Below are 25356 nucleotides of genomic sequence, written 5' to 3'. Positions count from 1 at the left end.
AGAGGCGCCCCTTGATAATAAAGCGTTGAGCTTAAATTATTGAACTTGGCAGTTTAAGCAAAAAGCGTAACGGCCTTGGGGGTCGTTAAAGTTGCTTAATCGTTGGCTATCTTGAGCTAACTGCTGCGTAACCGGCTGCAAACTGCTTGGTATCATTGACTGAATATCAAGGCCAATCGACATCTGAACTTGGTTCATAAATTCTTGAATAAACTGCTCAGTGGCTGAAAGTGGCTCTTCTACCCAGTAGATGTTGTAGCTTTCGAGTTCTGCAAGTGAAGCGGCGGCGGCAATCGCGTCATCGAAGTCACCAATTTCATCGACCAGACCATTTTGCATAGCGTCTTGGCCTGTCCAAACGCGACCTTGAGCAATCTTATCGACCGCATCAACATCCATTCCACGGTTTTCTCCAACTAGACCGATGAATCGGCGGTAGCCATGTTCGATACCCATCTGGAACGCATCTTTCGCACCTTGTGTTAATCCGGTTGTGACACCAAGACCAGAGAATGGTGATGTACCAACGCCATCGGTGTAAACACCAATATCATTCAAGCCTTTTTCGAAGGTAGTGATGACACTGAAGATACCAATCGAGCCAGTTAACGTCGTTGGTTGAGCAAGGATCTTGTCTGCACCCATAGAGATCCAGTAACCGCCAGAAGCAGCAAGGCTAGACATTGAAACAACAACAGGCTTACCCGCTTGCTTAATCGCTTCTATTTCATTGCGAATAACTTCTGAAGCAAATGCGCTACCGCCAGGGCTATCCACTCTAAGAACAACGGCTTTAACTTTGTCATCGTTACGGGCTTGGCGAAGTAGAGCCGCGGTTGTATCGCCACCCACTGTGCCACGCGGCTGTTTGCCATCCATAATAGCGCCGCTAGCTACAATCACAGCAACATCGTGTGATTCACTGTTCATTTCTGGAAGCATGGTTGCACGGTATTCGTAGTAGCCAAGTGCGTTGTAACTGTCTTGACCATCACTACCGAACACATCTGCAAGCTCTAGTCGAACTTGTTGGCGAGTGGCTAGCTCATCCACTAAACCAAGTTTTTCCGCCAGTTTTGCGATATCGCCATCGACAGATTCAAGCTCTTTCAAGAAAGTGTCCATGCTAGGGTTAAGTGTCTTCGCATCAATTTGGCGGTTATGGCTCACATCGTCAACGTAAGCGCTCCATAGTTGACCTAACCAACGTGAGGCCGACTCTTTGGCTGCGTCAGACATGTCGTCACGAATGAACGGCTCAATAGCGGATTTGTAAGTACCCACGCGGAACACATGAGTGTTCACATCAAGCTTCTCTAGTAAGGTTTTGTAGTAAAGCGAGTAGGCGCTGTAACCTTTAAGAAGTACACCACCATCAGGTGACATGTATACCTTAGTTGCGTAGCTTGCTAGGTAGTATTGGCTTTGGTTGTAGAAGTCACCGACAGCATAGATTGGCTTTCCTGAAGCTTTAAACTCATTTAAGGCTTTAGCGATGTAGCGCAGTTTAGTTAGGTTGGTCTCTGGCAACTCTTTAAGCGCCAAAACAATACCTGTTACATTTTCATCGTCTTTGGCGTAGCGAATGGTTTCAACGATATCAAAGAGAATATTTTCTTTTGGAAGGTCTTTACCCAGTAGCGAACCGGTAACTGAATCCATCGGATTAATATACCGGCTTTGTTCAACAATCGGACCTGACAGGTTTAGCACTAAAGCAGATTGTTGTGGCACGGTTGGCGGCGCTGTGTCTGAGTGGAAGTACACAAAGTAGATAACGGCGATACTAAGTAAGAAGATTAAGTTAACAAGCGCAACACGTAGAAACGTAATCAGCTTCCAAATCCCTTTGAAGATCATACCTATAAATTTGAATATTTTTTTCATTCTGTCTCCGCAGTGAGATTACGTCGCTTTAACAATCAGCAGTACCATTAATCTCAATAATATGAACTGCTTAGTATCCTACGATAATTCCCTAGCTCAAACTATACCAAGAAGTGTTAATCGATTTATATTCTCATTAAGTGTAGTTAGATTAAGGACTTTTGAATGATTAATACCTCCAGCATTATGATCGGTGTTACAAAAATGTAAACGGTTGTTTGAACTTTTGGTAATTGAGCTATACTGTGGTCAGACCACAAGGATAAATAATAGAAGTGATGTCTGCCATGTACCCACATTTACTTGAACCACTCGATCTTGGATTTACTCAGTTACGAAACCGTGTATTGATGGGATCAATGCACACAGGTTTAGAAGAGCATAAAGAAGGCCTGCATAAACTCGCCGCGTTTTACGAAGAGCGAGCAAAAGGAGGCGTTGGCCTAATTGTTACAGGCGGCTTTTCTCCGAACTTACGTGGCAGATTATCTCCGTTTAGTGCTGAATTCAGCAAAGTTAAGCACGCGAAAGCGCACCAAGTTGTTACCGAAGCGGTACATAAGCACGGCGGGAAAATTGCGTTGCAGCTACTTCACGCTGGTCGATACGCAATGCACCCATTCGCGCAAAGTGCTTCGGGTATAAAAGCACCAATCGCCAAGTTTGCGCCAAGTGAAATGAGCCCTCGCCAAATCAAAAAGACCATCAATGCCTTTGCCAACAGTGCAGAGCTTGCTCAAGTTGCAGGCTACGACGGCATTGAAATCATGGGCTCTGAAGGCTACTTGATTAACCAATTCATCTGTAAGCGTACCAACATGCGTTACGACGAGTGGGGCGGTTCTTATGAGAAGCGTATGCGTTTTCCGCTAGAGATCGTGAAATCGATTCGCGAAGCTGTGGGCAAGGATTTCATCATTATCTTCCGACTGTCGATGCTAGATTTGGTTGAGCAAGGTAGCACCTTTGAAGATGTTGTGTTGCTGGCTCAAAAGCTTGAAGAAGCAGGCGTTACTATTATCAATACTGGTATTGGTTGGCACGAAGCGCGCATTCCGACTATCGCGACACAAGTACCACGTGGCGCCTTCTCTTGGGTTACTGAGAAAGTGAAGCCGCATGTCTCTATTCCAGTGATTACATGTAACCGTATCAATACACCAGAAGAGGCAGAACGCATTATCAGTTCCGGTCAGGCCGACATGGTTTCTATGGCTCGCCCTTTCTTGGCTGACCCTGATTTCGTTAACAAAGCCGCACAAGACCAAGCCCAGTTCATCAACACCTGTATCGGTTGTAACCAAGCGTGTCTTGATAACGTGTTCAAAGGGAAACGTGCGAGCTGTTTGGTTAACCCACGAGCTTGTTATGAGACTGAAATTGTTGTTCAACCTGCGCCAGCTACTAAGACGATTGCGGTAGTGGGTGCTGGCCCTGCAGGCTTGGCTTGTGCGACAACATTGGCGCAGCGCGGCCATAAGGTAGATTTGCTAGAGAAGAACGATCGTATCGGTGGTCAGTTTAGACTGGCAATGCAAATCCCGGGCAAAGAAGAATTTAGAGAAACGATTCGTTATTTTGCCAACCAAATCGATGCATCGGGTGTCAACCTTAAGCTAGATACTGAAGCCACGTTTGAAATGCTGCTCAAGTACGATGAAGTGGTGATGGCGGCGGGTGTAGAGCCAAGAAAGCTGAATATTGAAGGCATTGAGCACGAGAATGTGGTCGACTACCAAACCTTAATCCGCGAAAAGACACCAGTAGGCGAAAAAGTCGCGATTGTTGGTGCTGGCGGTATCGGTGTCGATGTGGCAACCATGCTCACCGAGCCGACGTCACACAGTTTAGACGATTGGCTGCATGAGTGGGGCATTGATAAGAATATGGAGCACCCAGGTGGCCTGTATCCTTACCCGGATTCATTCAGTGATAAAACGGTTTGGGTGATGCAGCGTAAAGCGGGTCGTGTTGGTAAAGGCCCAGGCAAGACCACAGGTTGGATTCACAAACGCACACTAGAAAAACGTGGCGTGAATCTGTTGGGTGGCGTGAGCTACAACAAAATTGATGACCAAGGTATGCACATCAGCGTTGGTAAGCAAGATCAGGTGTTAGATGCTGATTCGGTTATCGTGTGTGCAGGTCAAGTATCGGTGAGACCGTTTGAAGATATGTGGCAAGAGTTCGGTGGCAAACTGCACGTGATTGGTGGTGCTGATTATGCTGGTGAGCTAGATGCTGTGCGCGCAATCCGTCAAGGTGTTGAGTTGGCGATTAAGTTATAGATAAAGCTATCAAGCCGTAATCTTATCGGTAAATATGCTTGTCTAATTTGCCTAGATAAATGTTTGAGCAAGGCTCCTAAGTCATAGATTTACGAGCCTTTATTGTTTCCAATCTAGGCCAAATGAGCAGTCGTTGAGATTTATTATCGTTTGTATTCTGTGCTAAAGTTCAAGTATACAAATAATAAAGAAATAGTAAGGACTTCAAATGGATGCTTTGGATCTACTGCTCAACCGACGCTCTATCGCAAAACTCTCTGATCCAGCACCTGAAGGTGTCGCGTTAGAAAACATCATCAAAGCGGGCTTGCGTGCCCCTGACCACGGTGCACTAACACCATGGCGCTTTGTTATCGCGCAAGGTTCAGGGCTACAGAAGCTATCTGACATCTTGGTTCGTGCTGCTGAAGCGGAAGAAAGCGAAGAAGCGGTGATCGAGAAAGTCAAAAAGGCGCCGTTCCGAGCTCCTATGGTGATCACAGTGATTGCGAAAGTCACCGAGCACGAGAAAGTACCAGCGATTGAACAACATCTTTCTGCAGGCTGCGCGGCGCAAGCGATGCAAATGGCGGCTGTTGCTCAAGGGTTTCAAGGCTTTTGGCGCTCAGGTAAATGGATGTTCCACCCAGAAGTTCATCAAGCATTTGGCCTAGAAGGCGACGACGAAATTGTTGGTTTCCTATACCTAGGTACGCCGGGCTGTACGCCAATGAAAGTGCCAGAGCGTGACTTCTCTAAGTTTGTTGAGTTCTTGTAAAGAGCCCTGAAGCTGAATAGTGGAATGTTAACTGTATAAACAACCAGTTTTCCTTGATTTATTAGGGTCACATTAGATAATGTGGCCCTAATTGTTTGTAGCATCTGGAAAAACATGTCTCGCCTTATTATTGCTGAAAAACCAAGCCTCGGCCGTGCGATCGCCGCTGCACTGCCTAATCCACAGAAGAAAGACCAAGGGTTCATCAAATGTGGTAACGGTGATGTAGTGACTTGGTGTATTGGACACTTATTGGAACAGGTTGAGCCAGACGCTTATGACGAGCGTTACAAGAAATGGAACTTGGCTGATCTTCCTATCGTGCCAGAGCAATGGCAGCTAAGACCACGCAAGACTTCAAGCAAACAGCTCACGGTGATCCGAAAGCTATTGAAGGACGCCACTCAAATAGTTCACGCCGGAGACCCGGACAGAGAAGGGCAACTGCTGGTTGATGAAGTGATTGATTACTGCAAAGTATCTAAAGCCAAGAAAGAGTCGATGGAAAGGCTGCTTATCAGCGACTTAAACTTACCTGCTGTAAAACGTGCACTCTCTCAAATGCGCAGCAATCGCGATTTTATCCCTCTTTCTGTTTCAGCATTGGCCCGCTCTAGAGCCGATTGGCTGTATGGTATGAACATGACTCGAGCTTATACCTTGCTTGGACAAAAAGCCGGTTATCAAGGCGTATTGTCGGTAGGGCGTGTGCAGACACCAGTACTTGGTTTAGTGGTGAGACGTGATGAAGAGATCGAAAACTTCATTCCCAAAGATTACTTCACTTTGCATGCCTTGATTCCTTACCAAAATAACGGGCAGAGCTTTGATATTCGTGCTCGCTGGAAACCAAGTGAAGCCTGTAAGCCGTGGCAAGACGAAGAAGGCCGTGTACTCAACCGAAAGTTGGTTGAAAACGTCGCTCAGAGAATCGCGAACCAACCTGCAACCGTCACAGAGTCAGAGCAGAAGCAAAGTAAACAAGCTGCGCCACTTCCTTACTCTCTGTCTGCCTTACAGATCGATGCCTCTAAGCGTTTTGGTATGAGTGCTCAGCAGGTGTTAGACACTTGTCAGTCTTTATATGAGAAACACAAACTCATTACTTACCCACGTTCTGATAGCCGCTATCTTCCAAAAGAGCACTACTCGCAGCGAGAATCAATTGTAGACGCGATCGCCAATAACGCGAAAGAGCTACAAAGTGGTGCGCAAGGCGCAGATCTCTCACTGAAATCAAAAGCATGGAACGACAGTAAGGTTGATGCTCACCACGCCATCATCCCAACCCCGAAGAAATCATCGGCGAATGGTTTGTCTGCGAATGAGATGAAAATCTATCAACAAATCGCTCGTCAATATCTGATGCAGTTCTACCCACCGGCTGTGTTTGCGGATGCTAAATTGGTTTTTGATATCGCTGGTGGTGTGTTCATCGCGAAAGGGCGTCAGCTTATCAACCCAGGTTGGAAAGTGTTGATGGGTAAAACTGACACCGAAGATAAAGGTGATGGTACTGATACAGTTCCACCGTTAGATAAAGGAACCGTGTTGACCTGCCGTGAAGGGGTCATTGGCGATAAGAAAACCGAACCACCAAAGCATTTCACGGAAGCGACATTGCTTCAAGCGATGACAGGTATCGCGCGTTTTGTCGCGAACAAGGACCTGAAAGCTATTTTGAAAGAGACTGATGGTCTCGGAACAGAGGCGACTCGTGCGGGCATTCTGGATACGCTTTTCAAAAGGCAACTGCTAACGCGCCAAGGTAAGAGTATTCATAGTAGCCCTGCAGGTAGAGGTTTGATTCATGCCCTACCTGAGGATTCGACCTTTCCGGACATGACAGCACACTGGGAACACCAGCTACAGGGCATGGCCGAGCGTAACCAAGCGTATCAACCTTTCATGCAAGCGTTGGAAAGCAAGATTGATGGCCTAATGGGGAGAGTGAAAACAGGGGAAGTGCCGGAATCGCTTCGTCATCTCCCTAAAGTTGAGAGGCCCGCTTTTAAACGTCGCAAAGGTGGCGGTACGAAGAAGTCTTATGCCAAGAAAGGCACTTCCGCTAAGAAGGGCACTAAAAGCTAGTACTTATCGGTAGAGGGATTAACGTCCAACCTTACGTCCACAACGCTTAAACAACTGTTGCCAATACTCAACATGGCGACGAGTTGATGCGCGAAAGTCCTGGTGTGTATCTTGGATGGGGAAGTAGTAGCTGTGCAGTTCTGGCTGAGCATCAAACATTGCCAGCTGCGGAGCGAGCTGTTGATAGTAGCCATCCAGTTGCGCCATATACGGCTGTACTTTGCCAATATACTGTTGTTCGAATACGTTGTTGAGGTAACGGAACTTAGTGGTGTCTCGCTGTTTTCCGCAGATAATATTGGCATCAAAAGTAGTGAGCTGCTCGGTGATGGTGTCAAGCTCAACCGACGCGCGAGCAAGCGAATAATACAGATCCCCAAGGGTAGAGCTCTTCTCTAACACTTCTTGCACCTCTGTGGTTTTGCCTGAAACAAGTGGTGTATTTAACGAATGGTTAAGATGCTCCAAGGCGTCGCTCGTCTGCCTTACTTGTTGACCAATATCCTGACGCAGCCACTGACTACCGCGCATCTGTGACTGCATAGCATCACTAGCATAAATCAGGTTCCATTGGTGGAGTGGAAATTGTGCGAGCTTCTGTTGCTCGATCCCTCTCAAGAGTTCGATGATTTCTGGGTCTAGCTCATCACTGGATAAGCACTTGCCTACGCCTTCGAGTAGAGCAACTTGATAATCGTAATTGCGGAATTCGTCCGCGACTTTTCCGAGCACTGAGTTACGCTCAGCAATCAGGTTGAAAAGTCCACATTGGCGAAGTTGATAGCTGTCGATGAGCCCAATAGAAACAGAGGGGACGTTTAGCAATAACTCTCGCTTTCTTGGCAACCCCTCAAACTCCCATTCTTGTTTGAGCTCTTCAGCATCTTGTACTCTGGCTACCTTGGTTTGATAGTCATCGAACAAGTCTCCAGGACCTTCCTCAAAACACCCTCCGAGCACCACTGTGATTAAAATCAGTAGTGAGCGTCGTACGAAGTTTGTAAGAAGGCGAATGTTCATGAGTTACCTACCAGTCTATTTCACTGCCATCGAAACTGAAGAAGTGACCACTTACTTCAGTGCTGGCGGATTCGATGACTTTAATAAGACCAGACGCTGAAGTCTCGGTATCAATAAGAGCATTAGGCCCACCCATTTCTGTCTGTACCCAACCTGGGTGCAGTGCCAAGATCGTGAAGCCGTTACTGGTTAGATCGTTGCTTAGACTTTTGACTACTGAGTTGAGAGCCGCTTTAGAAGAACGATAGATGTAGCCTCCGCCAGAGGTGTTTTGTGTCATGCTGCCAACTCGAGAAGACAAGCAAGCTATCTTTTTCACTTCACTGGCTTCTAGAATAGGGAGAAGTGTTTCAACTAGCTTCAATGGCGCAATAGTGTTGACCTCAAAAACGCGTCGCCACTCTTCTACGTTGGTGTTACCCAGTCCATAACCTTTAGGGCCGTAATAGCCTGCATTGTTAATTAGAATATCAATGGGCTGGAGTTGATTGGGTAGCCTGCTGGTGGCTTGGTAATCAGTGATGTCTAGTTGAATGCAGGTCAAGTTGCTGTGATGTTCTGCGAGTGACAGTAACTCATTCGCTGATGAGGTATCACGATAGGTAGCGTAAACGGTGTGATTGTCTTTCAGATATTGCTGAGTAAGGCTTAAACCAATGCCTCGGTTTGCTCCAGTAATAAAAATAACGCTCATGGTGATTCCTTTTCAGTTCAATTAGTTAAGTTTGATGGCTTAACACCAAAAAATCAACGGCCCACCAACTGGCCATTAGCATTCCGACAAAAATCATTACTGCTGTCGCTGAGCCACAGATCACCCCAAGGGTAAGTATTAGGTTTTTCATTACTTTCTCTGAATACATTTAAAGGTAATGATAATTGTTATCATTAATTTGGGTTGTCGCCAAGTCTGAGGCTGTTATGATTTTGAGAAAGATAAGCAATTAACTCGATTATGATTCCTTTAATTTACCACCCAATTTATTCGCAGTTGCCTTTACCAGAAGGCCATCGTTACCCAATCAACAAATACCAGTTGTTACATAGTGCAGTTGAGGCGTTAATGGATAGCGATCCACTCTGGAAAAGTAAGTTTGAAGTGTTCCAACCAAAGCCGGTGTCGGTTGAACAAGTCAAACAGGTCCACGATAGTGACTATGTCGATTTACTTGTCTCTGGTAGTTTGCCGGCCGCGAAGATGAGACGTATTGGGTTTCCTTGGAGCGAACAGCTGATTGAAAGGACGCTCTATTCAAGCGGCGGAACCTGCTTAGCAGCTGACATGGCCATTGAGAGTGGTTTGGCAATTCACTTGAGCGGAGGCTATCACCACGCGCACCATGATTTCGGCAGCGGATTTTGTTTGTTGAATGATCTGGTGTTGGCAGCGAAGCATGCACTTACCTTTGAACAGGTTGATAAGGTGCTGATCGTAGACAGTGACGTACACCATGGCGATGGTACGGCGACACTCTGTCAAGAGAGCGATGAGATCATCACTTTGTCTTTCCACTGCGATAAAAACTTCCCTGCAAGAAAGCCATTATCGGATCTGGATGTGCCACTAAATCGCGAAACGGAAGATGAAGAGTTTCTGCGTTGTTTTGAGCAAGTGACTAAGCTGGCGATTGCGCATCATCAACCTGATTTGATCATTTATGATGCAGGTGTCGATATCCACCAAGGTGACGAGTTGGGTTACTTGAATGTATCGACGCAAGGGATCTTTGAACGAGATTGCTTCATGATTAACTTAGCAAAATCAGAGTCTATTCCAATGGCGTGTGTTGTTGGGGGAGGCTATCGTACCCAGCACCAAGATTTGGTACCGATTCATATGCAGCTTTTGAAAGCAGCACTAGCAGTGAATAGTTGACCAGCTAAGCTAGGTTTTCTTCAGATACAAAAAAGCCGCTGATTTCTCAGCGGCTTTCTTTAATGTGGTGGAGGGATAGGGATTTGAACCCTAGAACCGCTATTAACGGTTGCCGGTTTTCAAGACCGGTGCTTTCGACCACTCAGCCATCCCTCCGATGCCGGGTATAATATAAGGGTGGCTTTGGCTTGTAAATACCCTTATTAACTGACTGCTTTATTTATGAACGCTTTTCGATATTTTTGTATTGAATGGCCATTTATTGTGCGCTTTGCTGATGTTTTATCGTAACCAACAACTAAAAACGGATAGCTAAAAGTTAAAAGAGAATGCTAAAGAACTGCATGAGTCACGAGAGTCTTGAACTAGATAGATAATAACTGGAGTCTTTAGTTGAGCTTGGCTAGGTGACAAAGGGGGGAAGGTTAGATAACCGTGAGTCTACGTTATTAACGGCTACCTAGGTTTACTTAGTCTGAGAGGGAAACATAAAGATAAGTAGTAAACCCCAGATGCAAAAAAGCCGCTGATTTCTCAGCGGCTTTCTTTAATGTGGTGGAGGGATAGGGATTTGAACCCTAGAACCGCTATTAACGGTTGCCGGTTTTCAAGACCGGTGCTTTCGACCACTCAGCCATCCCTCCAGTGACGTGGATAATATAAGGGCATGAGGATCTTGTAAACCCCTAATTTACATAAATTTGTTCTGTTGCTTGTTTTCTAGGCATTAACGGCAAGAAAAAAGGGAAGCCACTGGCTTCCCTTTTTTGTTTGGTGATTCTTTAATCATTCTTTGCGTAGAATCGTTGTAATTCAGTAAGACCTTGCATTAGAACTGGTAAGCGAGGGCTTACATTCTTTAGTCGTTGGTAATCTTGGTCGTAAAGCTTGTAGTTACCAAACTTATCTAACACCGTAGTTTGTTTATCTGTCACGAGCGCTAACTCACGAGAATCACCCGCAAGCACCCATTTTCTCTTACGCTCATCAAACAAGCTGCGGCCGCTGCTAAAGTCAGTTGGGTTTGAAGATACACCCAGTAGCTCTTGCATTAGTGTTACTGAAATATCTAAGTGGCTAGAGCGGTGAGTGTACTCAGACGCTGATTTACCTGGCCAGCTGATAAACAGAGGAACCTGCAGCTGATAACGGCTGTAGTTAGAGTTTGCACCCCAGCTGTTAGTCTTGGTTTCGTTAAACTCTGTACCGTGATTAGAGGTAATAATAACTACCGTATTATCGATAAGATCTAAGCGTTCCAATTCTGCGTAGATGGTTGCAAGTTGTGCGTCCGCTGCTTGAGCTGACTTTTGGTAATCGGCAGCAAAACGTTCTGCGGTTGTTAACGCTGAGTCTGACTCTGCTTCTGAGCTTGCAAAGTTGTCCAGTGTTGTTAGCTCAATAAAGTTGAACCAAGGACGTTTAGCTTTCGGTGATTCCACCCAGTTTGACCAGGCTTGGATTGCACTGTGGTCATTAAACGTCGCTTGCTCTGACATGATTTTACGGCCTCGGAAGATGATGTCCGAGTACAGTGCATCGTCAAAGTTGTCACCGCTGAATGCAGCAAACTTGTAATTGTGGTTATCTAATACATCCAACAGAACTGAACTCGCACCTTGAGCTTCAATGCTGCTTGCGTAGCTGCTAGGAAGGCCATAGAACAAGCCAAAAATACCAAACATGTCGTTGCTAGAACTGTAATGGTTGGTGAAATTGATCGACTGTTGTGCGAATGCGTAGCTGCTTGGCATTGATGTTTCGTTAAGAGCATCTGCGCGCAGATTATTCACGCTCACCATCAGGATGTTCAAATCATCGCTGCGGCGGTTGTACTGAATTTCTTCTAGCGGGTAGCTAACAAGGTTTACATTGCCTTTGTTTGCTTCTAAACGCTCTAGATATTCTTCACGGTCTAACAGACCATGTTTCTCCATAAAGCTTTTCGCCGTCATTGGGTAAGACAGTGGGAAGTTCGCTTTTTGGCTCGTAATTGGGTTATAGAAGTACGCATCAGCCCACATGTAAGTCAGGTGGCTACTGATGAAACACAAGAAGAAGACGGCGGTAATTGGACGGCCGATGTGTTTATGAGAAAGCTTACGCTGCTTACGCCAAACCCATTCAGATAGGCCAAGCTGCAATAAGAAAATAAGCGGCATAACAATGAAGAGGTGCTGCAAATCAGACGTAAATGCAGATTCCTCTCCACTGAATAAAACCTCCCACACGACAGGCGTCAGGTGGAGGTTTATATTTTGATACGTTTGAGTATCAATCAACAGGACAGTTAAACCTATGGTCGCAAAGCAAACGGCAACCAAACGTAATAACTTCCTCGACGGAAGAATAAATGTGAGCGGGAACAGCACTAATAGATAGAGCGCAAATACCAAAAAGCCGAAATGACCAACCCATGAAGCAGCCAAGTAGAATTGACCCAGCAGGGTTTCTGGCCAAGCAGATTGAGTGATATAACGAGTACCAATCAACATCGCAGCAATGATGTTGAAAAATGCAAACCAGTGACCCCAACCAACCAGTCGAGATACACGATCGCTATATGAGTTTGCGCTGTCTACCATTTATAATTCTTTTATCCGTCAATCAAATCTAGTGAGACTTTTTATCTTCAAGAGAAGAAATTAAAGCCTCGGCAAATTTTTCAGCAATTCCTTTGCGTTGTGAAGCAGCAACGTTCTGATTTAAGACATTGGTTGCGATATTTCCAGCGATCATCAGTGAAAGTTCTGGTGAAGCTTTGTGCTTAGATAGTACAGCACCTACTTCAGCTAGGATTTTTTCAACTTGTTCATCTGTGTATTTAGATATAATCGGCATAAGGACTCTAATAATGATAGTAAAAGCGGCTTATGATAACCTACTATGCACGACAACTGAAACCTGAACGGTAATATTTTCACTATGAGCCTTCACCTTTCCAACGTAATTTTACACCAGCTGAGCAAGAACGATCAGGAAGAGCTGATTGTTAACTATCGTGCTGAATCTCTAGAAAACGATGCTTCTTCTGAAAGCCTAGTTGCTGAACTTCATCGTGTTTTTAACTCAAAAGCAGGCAAAGGGTTTGGTTCTTTCAAATCTGACAGCGAATTCCAACAGTGGTTGCATCAACTTCGTGCTGGTGAGACAAACTTTTACGATTTTTCTCAAAAGAGTGCGCAACGTCTAAAAGATGAGCTTTCAAAATACCCATTTGCTGATGAAGGCATCTTGGTAATGGCTGAATATCAGTCACTTGCAACTGATTACCTTTTCATTGGTCTACTGCCTTCAAACCAGAGCTTGAAGGTAACAGAAGGGCTAGATATCAGTGCGACTGACTACTTAGATATCTCTAAAATGGACATCGCCGCTCGCTTAGATCTTTCTACTTATGAGACAGATAAAGAGTCAAATCGTTACCTAACGTACATTAAAGGACGTGTTGGTCGTAAAGTGGCTGACTTCTTCTTAGATTTTCTTCAAGCGGAAGTAGGTCTGGATGCAAAACTGCAAAACCAGGTGCTGATGCAAGCGGTAGAAGATTTTGTTTCTGATTCTAAATTAGAGAAAGAGGAAGCGATCAGCTACAAAAAGCAGGTTGCTGATTACTGTAACGAGCAGTTAAAAGCGGGGGATGAGGTTCAAGTGCGTGAACTGTCTGGCGAATTACCAGCAAGCTCAGATGGCACCAGCTTCTTTGACTATACTAGTGAGCAAGGCTACGAGTTAGAAGACAGCTTCCCTGCAGATCGCGCAACTATGCGTAAACTAACAAAATTTGTTGGTGCTGGTGGCGGTTTGAATGTTAGTTTTGATAGTCTGCTTCTAGGCGAGCGTATCTTCTATGATCCGGAGACAGATACACTAACGATTAAAGGCACACCGCCAAACTTACGTGACCAACTGACTCGTAATAAGTCATAGTCCGAAGTGAATAGGTAAGCGGCAGTAGGATGCTGTCGCTTGTTTTTGTGCTTTGTGTCTTCGCCATAGCAATAATGGCTTCAGGTTAACACGCACAAGGAATATAGATGGAACAATCAGTAGCAAAGCCCACTCGCTTTAATAAACCAGCCACTTTTTTAGTTGTGATTTTGGTTCTGTGGCTACTTCCTTCATTGGCACTTCTCAACCTAAGCCGTTCCTACACAAACTCTCTTGCTCAAATCGAAGAGCTGGGTATTCGCGTTAACGAATTAAGACAGTCACTCTATTTCTCGGAACCACTTCGCGTCTCACGCATCAATGAGTTAGCTCTTGACGCTCAATTAGTTTATTCGATTCGACTTCAGATCGAATCCGATTTCCAGAACACATTTTTTCGCCCTGACGTAAACCAACTGCTTTATGTGGCAGACCAGTTCTTGGACAAATTTGACGAGTTCATTCCAATTGAAAGTCAGGTTCAAGAGATTGTCGATAACATCAAGCTTTTACGTGCAGACAAGCAGCTATCTCCCAAGTTAAAACCGTTGCTAAACGAATTTGGTGTAGTGGTGTTTGAGGCGATGTACTCAGACAGCCAAAGCTCATCGGCGACTTACCGAGCTTTTGATTCTATTCTCGAGAAATCTTACAAGTTGAAAACGCCAGAGCAAGACGCGATTCAACAACTATTGGCTGATGCTTCCGCTTTGCTCGTAGATTACGCACAGCTGAACTTTTTAGTCGATAAGATTAAGCAGAACTCGGTGAACAAGCAGATCATTAAGTTAGAGTCAGAATATCATGAGCGCCAGTTTAATTTGCTGGTCGCAATGTTAGGTCTGAGCTTGGCTGCTATGGTGGCTCTGATTGTTTGGAGCGCGAGTGTCAGAAAGGCCTCTCCGCAATTTGTCGCTGACCAGAATACCTCTCCTGAACCTAGCAAAGAAAAGGTTGTTCAATTCTCTGATAAGGATGCGGAGCTGTTTTCAGAAAGCAGCGGTGATTCATCTCCTTTGGCAACTGGGCAGCACGAGGCTAAGAAAGAGGTACCAGAACCGGCAGTGAATGAGCCATCAGGCTTTATACAGCAACAGCAACAGAATGCGAACATTGAAAGCCAATCAAATACGATTGAGACGCCAACAGCTGAGCGACACGTTGCTAGCGTGACGGATTCGAAACCAGCGATTGATATTGAAGAGATGCTCGAAACACTCGATGGCGATGCAGAGTCGGTTGAATTGTTGCTTGGAGTGTTTGTTCAAGACCATGCGGACGACTATGAGAAGTTTAAAGCGCTACTGACTAAAGATGAAACCTCGGCCGGACGTGTTGTACACAGCTTAAAAGGTGTGGCAGGTAGCATTAAAGCGTCACGATTAGCCATTATTGCCGCAAGTATTGAGATGACAATGAAACAATCTCGAGCGATCAGCGAACATGACTTGAATGAACTCGAGCTGGCGATAAAAGCCTCGGTAGATTCCGCTGTCGAATATTTAGATAATCAACGTTAACTTTTGCGGGAGTTTTGACAATACTCTGACGAAGTGTTCATACAATCCGCGCCCTTGGTCTTTGTCAGAGGTTTATATGTTACGAGTTTCGAGTCGAAGTTGGATGATGTTGGTGCTTAGTATTGTGCTAAGTGGTTGTTCTCTATTGGAAGTTAAGTTAGATAGTCAAACGATGCCTCTCACTCAACAAGAGCTGAATGCTCGGCTCATGACGCGTGAATACGCTAAGCTGTTTTTTACACAAGTCGAAGACTCGGCTGATTTAATTGCGCAATCTTATCCTGCTGATGACACCTTACATCAATCTTACGTTTTGCTTTGGAAGATCCATGCCGAGCAGGGCTTACAGCAAGCGGCTTACCAAACCTCTCCGATGTCTGCGCTCATTGACACTTGGGTGTTTACTGCGCAAATGAATCAATTCTATGCCGAAGGTCAAGGAGCGGAGCTGTTCACGACGGATTATGCGGTTATTACTGCACGCTCTCTCGATCAAGAAGCAGAAAAGCTAGCAAAGGGCGTTCTGAGCTCGAATGACTTTAAGAAGAGCAAAGCATTCGTTGCTGAGTTTATTGCGAGTAACCCATTTAACGACCTAACGTTCAGAAGCACGCCTGCTTATCGCGAATGGCTAACTTACCTTGGCAAAGATGAATCACAGATTGTTCAGAGTCTAGGTACCATGCCAGAAGCGATGAGCGATGCATCCGATCGTTTAAGTTTGATGGCGGATCAAACGCCAAAGCTGATGTCTTGGAAAGCAGAGTTAGTGGCGATGAATAGCTCATTGACGGGGGAAGACTTATCGATGACACTAGAAAGCCTTCGCCAAACGTCAGCAAGCATGCAGGACTTCATTGAGAACAATCCTGAATACATGCAAACACTGGCTTCTATTATGTCGGCAGAGATGCAGCCGCTGCTTAATGATCTTAGCGACAAAACAGACCAAAAACTGGCTATGCTGAGCGATGAGCGTGTGGCTTTAGAAAAGATGGTGGCGCGTGAAAGAGAAGCATTAGTGCAGATGATCGAGAAAGAACGTATCGAGATCGCGGGTATCGTGACATCAGAAAGAGAATTGTTCACTCAAGACTTAGATCGCGTTTCGCAAGAAGTGGTTGTACTCGCGATTGATAAGCTAATGGAGCTAATCAAAGGCGTGATTATCTACTTTATTCTGTTTATCTTGGTCGTGTTCTTCGCACCGTTAGGTATCGGTTATTGGTTGGGTAAACGAACCGCAAATAAATAACCCAATAAAAAAGAGCGCTCTAGGGCGCTCTTTTTTTATCTATGCCATTAAGGTTTTGTACTTACGCTCTCAGGCTTAGAGTGATGGAGACTAGGCTTGTTGCTTAGTCAGCTCTGCCGCTTCTTCCGCTTCAACAGCTGGTGCTGTCGGTTCACATTTATCAACGAACCAACCCATGTAAGACGTTACGATAGTCACGATGATACAGATGAAGCTTAGCCACATGAATGGTGCGTACGACAGCGTTGCAACGCCTAGGATACTCGCCATGTAGATACCGTTGTCACTCCAAGGCACCATACCTGATGTCAACGTACCGCCGAACTCAGCGTTACGAGATAAGTTCTTACGCTTGTAACCTAGACGGTCGTAGTTCTTAGCACAGATTTTTGGTGTCAGGATCAGTGATACGTACATTGCAGAGCCAAATACGTTACCCATGAAAGCCGTACCGATTGTGCTTGTTGCTAGCGAACCTGCGCTGTTTACGCGGCGTTCGAATACCTTCGCAATTGTCTCTAGCACGCCCACTTTATCAAGTAAGCCACCAAAACCAAGGCCGAACACGATAACCGCAACTGAACCAAGCATTGAAGACATGCCACCGCGGTTTAGGATTGAGTCAATGAAGTCCACGCCAGAGGAGATAGAGAATGGTGCCCATGCTGTGTTGAATGCTGTTAGGAAGTCGATCTCTTGAATCATAACTGCCCAAATAATACCTAGCAGAGAACCAAAGCTGATTACCGGGAATGAAGGCATACGGAAAGCAAGCAGACCTAATACGATCAGTACTGGAACAAATGAGTATGGCGTGATGTAGAACTGAACTTCCATCGCTTTGATAACAGATTCTACTTGGCTCATGTCAACGTTACCGGCGTAGTGGAAGCCAAACGCGGTAAACATGATGCCAGTAATAACGTAGCTGATTAATGCTACAGGCAGCATGCCTTTGATGTGTTCAACTACTTCTACGTTAGACATAGAAGAAGCCAAAATTACTGAATCTGAAAGTGGAGACATTTTGTCACCGAAGTAACAACCTGACAGTACTGCACCTGCCGTAATTGGCGCTGGAACACCTAGGCCTTGGCCAATACCCATCATCGCAATACCCGCTGTACCAGCAGCACCCCAAGAAGTACCAGTAGCCAACGCTGTTAGAGAACAGATGATCATGGTCGCCAAAAGGAAGATAGAAGGGTGGATAGCTTTTAGACCATAGTAAATGATGGTCGGTACGATCCCGCCAGAGATCCAAGTACCAACAAGAGCGCCAACGGCTAAAAGTATTAAAACTGCGCCTAAACCGTTAGATATTCCTTTGAGTGCTGCTTTTTCTAAGTCTTTGTATTGGTGTCCAAGACGAAGACCAAGCACCATGATAATGAACCAACCAATGTACAAGGCAAGTTGGATTGGAAGGTCAAGCTTTGCTGTAAAGGAAAAAGCAAGGGATAGAAATAGTCCTAACGCGATGAATACCTGCATCAGGTTCGGTAGGCGAGTTTTACTCTGCTTCATAAAAGCCTCTTGTGATTTCGAGCATTTATAGTGCTTCATTATATTGTGGGGTACGAAATGGACACTACAGTAATTAGATTATTATATCGAAAAAATACGCTTAAGTTGTGATATTTGACTGCATATCGGACCTGTTGTGGTTTCATAATCTAAATTTTTGTTAAATTCATGATTGTTACATGTTTAATTCTGTCGCACGTTGTTTCCGTTTTGTAAAATAAAATGCCAATTAACCATGATTTGATAGTGGTAATTACTGTTTGTGATCGGGGTTTGATTGTTAGATTTGGCGCGATAAATGGCTGAATTTAGCGGGGTTGGTATTTCTATCAATAGAGTGAAGGCCGAATCTCTGTATTGAGATAACTTTGCGATTCATCGCGTTCACTTAAAAGAAACGAAAAAGTTACACTTTTTGACAAAAAGCGCTTGAGTTCTGTTTCTGAAAAACTTATAGATGGGGGAGAGCAATTTTTAATTTATACATGGAGAGTGAGAGATGAGAGTAGGTCTAGTTGGTTGGCGCGGTATGGTGGGTTCTGTACTGATGCAACGTATGGTTGAAGAGAAAGACTTCGACCTGATTGAGCCTGTTTATTACAGTACATCTCAGATTGGTATCCCTGCCCCTGTTCTAGGTGGTAAAGATGCGGGTCTACTTCAAGACGCTTTTGATATTGATAGCTTAAAGCAGCTTGATGCGGTTATTACTTGTCAAGGTGGCGATTACACATCAAAAGTTTACCCAGCGCTACGTCAAGCGGGTTGGAAAGGTTACTGGATTGACGCCGCTTCAACTCTACGTATGGATGCTGATTCAATCATCACTCTTGATCCTGTTAACTTGGCTCAAATCCAGCAAGGCATTCATAGCGGTACTAATACTTTTGTTGGTGGTAACTGTACTGTGAGCTTAATGCTTATGGCACTGGGCGGCCTATACGAGAAGGGCATGGTTGAATGGATGAGTGCCATGACTTACCAAGCGGCTTCTGGTGCGGGTGCTAAGAACATGCGTGAGCTTATCTCGCAAATGGGTGTGATTAACGATAGCGTGAGCTCTGAGTTAGCAAACCCTGCAAGTTCGATTCTTGATATTGATAAGAAAGTTGCTGATACCATTCGTTCATCGTCATTCCCAACAGACCAGTTTGGTGCTCCGCTAGCGGGTTCATTGATTCCTTGGATCGATGTGAAGCGTGAAAACGGTCAGAGTAAAGAAGAGTGGAAAGCGGGCGTTGAAGCGAACAAGATTCTTGGCCTTGATGGTCAGCCTATTCCAATTGATGGTACTTGTGTACGTATCGGCGCAATGCGTTGTCACGCTCAAGCGCTAACGATCAAGCTTAAGCAAGACGTCCCAATGGATGAGATTGAAGAGATCATCGCAACTCACAACGATTGGGTTAAAGTGATTCCTAACGACCGCGACATTACGGCGCAAGAACTGACTCCAGCTAGAGTAACAGGCACTATGTCTGTACCAGTAGGCCGTCTACGTAAGATGTCTATGGGTAACGACTTCCTAAATGCCTTTACGGTTGGTGACCAACTGCTTTGGGGTGCTGCAGAACCACTACGTCGTACTCTACGTATTATTCTTGCTGAAAAAGCGTAATCGAACGCTCTTTCTATTCAGAAGTGAAAGCAGGCGCCACTGTTTGTGAATGCTTAGCTTCGTTAGAGACACAAGCCGGTGTTAATACATCGGCTTTTTTGATCGCGTAAGGTGGATTAATTTTACTCGCGAATTCACTTAAATCTTCTCGTTGGAATGGGACAAGGAAGAGATCCCCAACTCGTTCGTTCCTCACTCTTGAGGATGACGCTTTTCTCCTAACTTAAATTGTGTCATTCCCGATAGCGAAGAAGGAGCGTAGTCGGGAATCTCGTTTTGGCTCAGTGAACCAACAACAAAAAGGGTGACGATAAATGTCACCCTTCTAGTCCCTAGATATCTCGTTATCCGGCGCTCGAAACTACTCTTAAATCCCTTCGCAGCCCGTCACTCGAATCTCGTATCTACTCTTAAATCCCTTCGCATCCCGTCACTCGAATCTCGTATCTACTCTTAAATCCCTTCGCATCCCGTCACTCGAATCTCGTATCTACTCTTATATCCTTTCGCATCTTGCTACTCGAATCCCTTATCTGCTCTTAGCTCTCTTCAGTCACAACACGTTTGTCAGGGGCAGCTAGTTCACTGGCACAGTGCTTACAGTAGATGGCGTCAGGGTCGTGTCCTGAACGGTTGCAGTTCGGACATTTGACTAACTCCTTGTGGGAGTTCATTTCACTACTTAGCTCGGCGGTAATTATCCCGGTAGGTACCGCAAGGATAGAGTAACCCAGTAACATTGTGAGAGATGCGATAGCCTTACCAATCGCTGTTTGCGGCACCATATCCCCGTAGCCAACGGTGGTGATGGTGACGATTGCCCAGTAGATACTGTGGGGAATACTGGTGAATCCGTTTTCTGGCCCTTCAATCACAAATATCAAAGCGCCAAAGATAACGACTAAGATGCCGACTGTACTAAAGAAGATCAGAATCTTTCGTCTTGCCATCAATAGCGAACGCAACAGGATATTTGAATCTTGTAGATAGCGAACCAACTTGAGAATTCGGAAGATACGCATGACACGCAGCAATCTTACAACGCCCATAAACGAAGCTCCTGGGAAGAAGATCGCTAGGTAAGTAGGTAGAATCGCTAACAGATCAACAATCCCATAAAAGCTGGTGGCGTAAGATTTCGGTTTTGGAGAACAATAGAGCCTTAATAGATATTCGATAGTGAATAGGGCGGTGAAAGTGTACTCGATGTAACGAAGTTCCTGAGACCACTCTGTCATCACATTTGGAATGGACTCTAGAATAAGAACCAGAAGCGAAGCCAAGATTGCAATGATCAGTGATATATCAAACGCACGTCCGGCAGGTGTATGGGTACCAAAAATGATAACGTACAAATGATGCTTGAGTGGCTTGCGTGACATGAGGGGAGGTTCGTCTTCTATTAAATGCGTTAACCGTCATTATACAAGCTTCATAATAACGAGGCGAGTGAAAGCCAAATTGCTTTACTCGCCTCAGATGTGTTCCACATTAAATAGCTGCAGTTAAGCGACTATATGCTGTTTGTGGTTATGCTAATCCTGGGAATAGGTTACGCAAGCCATTCGCAATGAACTCGATACCAAGTGCACCAAGAATCAAGCCCATGATACGGGTGATAACGTTAATCCCGGTTTGACCTAAAAAGCGCACGATAACAGGCGCTGAACGGAACAGAAGCCAAGAGCAAGTTGCGAACGCAATAATGCTGATACCAATACCGATAGTATCGATTGCCGCTGGGTAACGCGATCCATAGACAATGGTTGAGCTGATTGCACCTGGACCCGCCATTAAAGGCATAGCTAGAGGAACAACACCTATTTGTTCTTTACTGATGTACTCAGATTTTTCCTGCTTATTCTGCTTATCTTCACCTAACTTACCGCTCATCATCGAAAACGCGATGCTCAGTAACAGCAGTCCACCTGCAACACGGAATGAATCTAGTGAAATGCTAAACATGTCGAGGAGCAACTGACCCGCCACTAGCGACACAATCAAGATAACAGCAACGGCAATATTGGCCTGAAAGGCTGTCCTGTTTCTCTCTTCTGGCGGCATATGAGCAGTAAGAGAAACAAACACAGGCATGATGCCGATTGGGTTTACGGCTGCAACAAGCCCAAGGAAGAATTGCATAAAGATTGCGAGTTCTAAACCTTGCATGGGAGCGATCTCCAAGTAACGTAAAGTAGGAAAGTGGGTTTGATCTGACCTCGGTCAGAGTGCGTAATGTAAGGGACAAATTCCATGAGAGCGAATGAAAAAAACTAACCTGAACAGGGGGCTATTTTTTAGAAAAACTAATTGAGTGTCATGTCTGTAATGTCATTGTTACAAGGTGTTTTTTCGTGTTTCGTTTTGTAGCTTAATTTGAACGTAATGTTATCTCACGCACGCTTTTAATAAAAATTATGACAGTTTCTAGCGCGTTGCAACGGTATGGATACGCTCTCAGTAGCACAGTTTTAGCCGTATACATGTAAGTGAACTGATTAAAAATGAAAATTTTTTACAGTTTATGACGCGAAGTAGACAATAATTATCTGATTGCTTGTTTTTTTGCTCGATAGTGAGTGTGGTTTAAATCCATATAAATCATTAGTTTATGGTTGTTTTTGCGATTGCCTTACCACTAATTGGGTAATTCTTTTTGGGTAACTGATCTGGGTCAATTTTTTTCACACACTGAAATAATATACTCAGCCCTGAAAGCAATTTACTAAGAACGCTGTTTTAAAGGGTTTAAGGCAAGCAGCGAATTTAATAAAAAGTTTTTAATATTTATTATTTTAGGAGATCCACCATGCCTGTAACTAACTTAGCGGAACTTGATGCTCTAGTAGCTCGCGTTAAAGCAGCACAAGAAGAGTTTGCAACATTCTCTCAAGAGAAAGTTGATGCTATCTTCCGCGCTGCTTCTCTTGCAGCGAACCACGCTCGTATCCCACTAGCACAACAAGCAGTTGCTGAATCTGGAATGGGTATTGTTGAAGATAAAGTTATCAAGAACCACTTTGCTTCTGAATTTATCTACAACAAATACAAAGACGAAAAAACATGTGGCGTCCTAGAAGAAGATGACAACCTAGGCACAATGACCATCGCTGAGCCTGTAGGTATCATCTGTGGTATCGTTCCAACAACGAACCCAACTTCTACTGCAATCTTCAAATCTCTAATTTCTCTAAAAACTCGTAACGGCATCATCTTCTCGCCTCACCCACGTGCGAAGAACTCAACTAACGATGCAGCGAAGCTAGTTCTAGACGCAGCGGTAGCAGCGGGTGCTCCAAAAGACATCATCGGTTGGATCGACCAACCATCTGTAGAGCTTTCTAACGCGCTGATGAAGCACGACGGTATCGCACTTATCCTTGCAACTGGTGGTCCAGGCATGGTTAAAGCAGCATACTCTTCTGGTAAGCCTGCAATCGGTGTTGGTGCTGGTAACGTGCCTGTAGTTATCGATGAAACAGCTGACATCAAACGCGCTGTAGCATCTATCCTAATGTCTAAAACATTCGATAACGGCGTTGTATGTGCTTCTGAGCAAGCTGCGATCGTTGTTAGCGATGTATATGAAGAAGTTAAAGAGCGTTTCGCTTCTCACAAAGCTCACGTTCTATCTAAAGCTGACGCTGACAAAGTACGTAAAGTACTTCTTATCGACGGTAACCTAAACGCTAAAATCGTAGGTCAACCTGCTCCAGCAATCGCTGCAATGGCAGGTGTTAAAGTTCCTGCTGATACAAAAGTACTTGTAGGTGAAGGTCTCGGTAAAGTTTCTTACGATGACGAGTTCGCTCATGAGAAACTGTCTCCAACTCTAGGTCTATTCCGTGCAGACGACTTCGAAGACGCTGTTGCTCAAGCGGTAACTATGGTTGAAATCGGTGGTATCGGTCATACATCTGGTCTTTACACTAACCAAGATACAAACGCAGACCGCATCCGTTACTTCGGTGACAAGATGAAGACCGCTCGTATCCTAATTAACATCCCGACTACTCACGGTGGTATCGGTGACCTGTATAACTTCAACGTTGCACCTTCTCTAACTCTAGGTTGTGGTTCATGGGGTGGTAACTCTATCTCTGAGAACGTAGGTCCTAAGCACCTTATCAACAAGAAAACTGTAGCGAAGCGAGCTGAAAACATGTTGTGGCACAAACTACCTAAGTCTATCTACTTCCGTCGTGGTAGCCTTCCAATCGCAATGAGCGACCTAGAAGGTAAGAAACGCGCATTCCTAGTAACTGACCGTTTTCTATTCAACAACGGTTACGCTGATGACGTAGTTAGCCTGCTTAAAGCACAAGGCATTGAAGTTCAAACTTTCTTCGACGTAGAAGCGGATCCAACACTATCTGTTGTTGAGAAAGGTGCAGAAGCAATGAAGAGCTTCCAACCTGATGTAATCCTAGCTCTAGGTGGTGGTTCACCAATGGATGCTGCGAAGATCATGTGGGTTATGTACGAGCACCCAGAAACTCACTTCGAAGAACTAGCAATGCGCTTTATGGATATCCGTAAACGTATCTACAAGTTCCCTAAAATGGGTAAGAAAGCTGAGCTTGTATGTATCACTACAACTTCAGGTACGGGTTCAGAAGTTACGCCATTCGCGGTTGTTACTGACGACAAGACTGGCGCTAAGTACCCACTAGCTGACTACGAAATCACGCCAAACATGGCTATCGTTGATGCTAACCTAGTAATGAACATGCCTAAGTCTCTAACAGCATTCGGTGGTTACGATGCAGTAACTCACGCTCTAGAAGCTTACGTATCTGTTTTGGCTAACGAATACTCTGATGGTCAAGCTCTACAAGCACTTAAGATGCTTAAAGAGTACCTACCATCAAGCTACGCGAACGGTGCAAACGACCCAATCGCTCGTGAGAAAGTACACAACGCAGCAACTATCGCTGGTGTAGCATTCGCGAACGCATTTCTAGGTGTTTGTCACTCTATGGCGCACAAGATTGGTGCCGAGTTCCACCTACCACACGGTCTGGCGAACGCACTACTAATCTCTAACGTTGTACGTTACAACGCGAACGATAACCCAACTAAGCAAACAGCGTTCTCTCAATACGACCGCCCACAAGCACGTCGTCGTTACGCTGAAGTAGCTGACCACCTAGGCCTAAGCCAAGAAGGTGACCGTACTGCTCAGAAGATTGAACGTCTACTAGCATGGTTGGACGAGCTGAAAGGCGACCTAGACATCCCAATGTCTATCCAAGCTGCAGGTGTTTCTGAAGCTGACTTTGTAGCGAAACTAGACGAACTAGCTGTTGAAGCGTTCGATGACCAGTGTACAGGTGCTAACCCACGTTACCCTCTAATCACTGAGCTAAAAGAAGTACTAATGGCTTCTTACTACGGTAAAGCGTTCGTTGAAGGCGAAACTTTCGAAGGTACAACTGTTATCAAGAAGAAAGCAGACCAAGTAGCGAAAGAAGCAGCACCAAAAGCTAAGAAAGAAAAAGCTAACGCATAAGTACGACGTTAGTTATGAAGTAGGTTTTCGCTAGCACGATACTTATCTATCGGGAAAAGATTAAAGCCCCAGTCG

Annotated in this window: 18 protein-coding genes and 2 tRNA genes; 9 read left to right on the top strand and 11 right to left on the bottom strand. The window is 45.0% G+C overall.

Annotated features, from left to right (window positions below; all coding sequences use genetic code 11):
• Window positions 1-36 precede the first annotated feature (36 nt).
• Entirely contained in the window at window positions 37-1887 is a 1851-nt protein-coding gene (gene sppA, locus BTO10_RS17335) for a signal peptide peptidase SppA (RefSeq protein ID WP_105025347.1), read from the bottom strand.
• A 278-nt stretch (window positions 1888-2165) separates the two neighbouring features.
• Between sppA and BTO10_RS17330 the strand changes: the two genes are divergently transcribed.
• From BTO10_RS17330 to BTO10_RS17320, 3 genes are all read left to right on the top strand, one after another.
• Window positions 2166-4175, top strand: a complete 2010-nt coding sequence (locus BTO10_RS17330) for an NADPH-dependent 2,4-dienoyl-CoA reductase (protein WP_181144002.1) — start codon at window positions 2166-2168, stop codon at window positions 4173-4175.
• Between the two features lie 208 nt (window positions 4176-4383).
• Complete coding sequence (locus BTO10_RS17325; RefSeq protein WP_004740667.1) at window positions 4384-4932, top strand: NAD(P)H nitroreductase; 549 nt, start codon at window positions 4384-4386, stop codon at window positions 4930-4932.
• Window positions 4933-5046: 114 nt separating this feature from the next.
• Window positions 5047-7023, top strand: a complete 1977-nt coding sequence (locus BTO10_RS17320; RefSeq protein ID WP_105025346.1) for a DNA topoisomerase III — start codon at window positions 5047-5049, stop codon at window positions 7021-7023.
• Window positions 7024-7041: 18 nt separating this feature from the next.
• Here the strand turns inward: BTO10_RS17320 and BTO10_RS17315 are convergent, their stop codons facing one another.
• From BTO10_RS17315 to BTO10_RS23805, 3 genes are read right to left on the bottom strand one after another with little or no spacing between them, the layout of a single operon-like run.
• Entirely contained in the window at window positions 7042-8043 is a 1002-nt protein-coding gene (locus BTO10_RS17315) for a DUF3080 domain-containing protein (protein WP_105025345.1), read from the bottom strand.
• A gap of 7 nt (window positions 8044-8050) precedes the next feature.
• Window positions 8051-8737 carry an SDR family oxidoreductase gene (locus BTO10_RS17310; RefSeq protein WP_105025344.1) on the bottom strand — a complete coding sequence of 229 codons (687 nt, stop codon included), beginning with the start codon at window positions 8735-8737 and terminating at the stop codon, window positions 8051-8053.
• 25 nt (window positions 8738-8762) lie between these two features.
• On the bottom strand, window positions 8763-8888 hold the full coding sequence (locus BTO10_RS23805; protein ID WP_258099341.1) for a hypothetical protein: 126 nt from the start codon (window positions 8886-8888) through the stop codon (window positions 8763-8765).
• A 110-nt stretch (window positions 8889-8998) separates the two neighbouring features.
• On the opposite strand from BTO10_RS23805, the gene BTO10_RS17305 reads away from it, so the two are divergent.
• Complete coding sequence (locus BTO10_RS17305) at window positions 8999-9919, top strand: histone deacetylase family protein (protein WP_105025343.1); 921 nt, start codon at window positions 8999-9001, stop codon at window positions 9917-9919.
• Between the two features lie 65 nt (window positions 9920-9984).
• Here the strand turns inward: BTO10_RS17305 and BTO10_RS17300 are convergent.
• The 4 genes from BTO10_RS17300 to BTO10_RS17285 form a co-directional block, all read right to left on the bottom strand.
• A tRNA-Ser gene (locus BTO10_RS17300) sits at window positions 9985-10075 on the bottom strand.
• Between the two features lie 397 nt (window positions 10076-10472).
• Window positions 10473-10563 (bottom strand) — tRNA-Ser (locus tag BTO10_RS17295).
• 138 nt (window positions 10564-10701) lie between these two features.
• A complete protein-coding gene (locus tag BTO10_RS17290) occupies window positions 10702-12504 on the bottom strand; it encodes a DUF3413 domain-containing protein (RefSeq protein ID WP_004740673.1) in 1803 nt (600 codons plus the stop codon).
• Window positions 12505-12532: 28 nt separating this feature from the next.
• Window positions 12533-12760, bottom strand: a complete 228-nt coding sequence (locus BTO10_RS17285; RefSeq protein WP_004740674.1) for a YejL family protein — start codon at window positions 12758-12760, stop codon at window positions 12533-12535.
• An 84-nt stretch (window positions 12761-12844) separates the two neighbouring features.
• Between BTO10_RS17285 and yejK the strand changes: the two genes are divergently transcribed.
• From yejK to BTO10_RS17270, 3 genes are all read left to right on the top strand, one after another.
• Window positions 12845-13849, top strand: coding sequence for a nucleoid-associated protein YejK (gene yejK / locus BTO10_RS17280; RefSeq protein ID WP_061033755.1), 1005 nt, complete (start codon window positions 12845-12847; stop codon window positions 13847-13849).
• A 107-nt stretch (window positions 13850-13956) separates the two neighbouring features.
• Entirely contained in the window at window positions 13957-15369 is a 1413-nt protein-coding gene (locus BTO10_RS17275; RefSeq protein ID WP_105025342.1) for an Hpt domain-containing protein, read from the top strand.
• Window positions 15370-15445: 76 nt separating this feature from the next.
• Window positions 15446-16624: a chemotaxis protein gene (locus BTO10_RS17270; RefSeq protein WP_105025341.1), complete on the top strand. Its 1179-nt coding sequence runs from the start codon at window positions 15446-15448 to the stop codon at window positions 16622-16624.
• Between the two features lie 90 nt (window positions 16625-16714).
• On the opposite strand, the gene nhaC is transcribed toward BTO10_RS17270, so the two are convergent.
• Window positions 16715-18151, bottom strand: coding sequence for a Na+/H+ antiporter NhaC (gene nhaC, locus BTO10_RS17265; RefSeq protein WP_004740678.1), 1437 nt, complete (start codon window positions 18149-18151; stop codon window positions 16715-16717).
• A 499-nt stretch (window positions 18152-18650) separates the two neighbouring features.
• Between nhaC and asd the strand changes: the two genes are divergently transcribed.
• A complete protein-coding gene (gene asd, locus BTO10_RS17260; RefSeq protein WP_004740679.1) occupies window positions 18651-19769 on the top strand; it encodes an aspartate-semialdehyde dehydrogenase in 1119 nt (372 codons plus the stop codon).
• A gap of 539 nt (window positions 19770-20308) precedes the next feature.
• Here asd and BTO10_RS17250 read toward each other — a convergent pair.
• Window positions 20309-21151, bottom strand: a complete 843-nt coding sequence (locus BTO10_RS17250; protein WP_004740681.1) for an ion transporter — start codon at window positions 21149-21151, stop codon at window positions 20309-20311.
• Between the two features lie 148 nt (window positions 21152-21299).
• Entirely contained in the window at window positions 21300-21938 is a 639-nt protein-coding gene (locus tag BTO10_RS17245; RefSeq protein ID WP_004740682.1) for a YchE family NAAT transporter, read from the bottom strand.
• 640 nt (window positions 21939-22578) lie between these two features.
• Here BTO10_RS17245 and adhE point away from each other — a divergent pair.
• A complete protein-coding gene (gene adhE / locus BTO10_RS17240) occupies window positions 22579-25281 on the top strand; it encodes a bifunctional acetaldehyde-CoA/alcohol dehydrogenase (RefSeq protein WP_105025339.1) in 2703 nt (900 codons plus the stop codon).
• The last annotated feature ends 75 nt before the right edge of the window (window positions 25282-25356 follow it).

It is taken from the genome of Vibrio chagasii (assembly GCF_002954585.1).
GTDB classification, from domain to species: domain Bacteria; phylum Pseudomonadota; class Gammaproteobacteria; order Enterobacterales; family Vibrionaceae; genus Vibrio; species Vibrio chagasii_A.
Note: the sequence above shows the minus strand (reverse complement) of the source record. Positions and strands in the feature narration are given on the sequence as shown.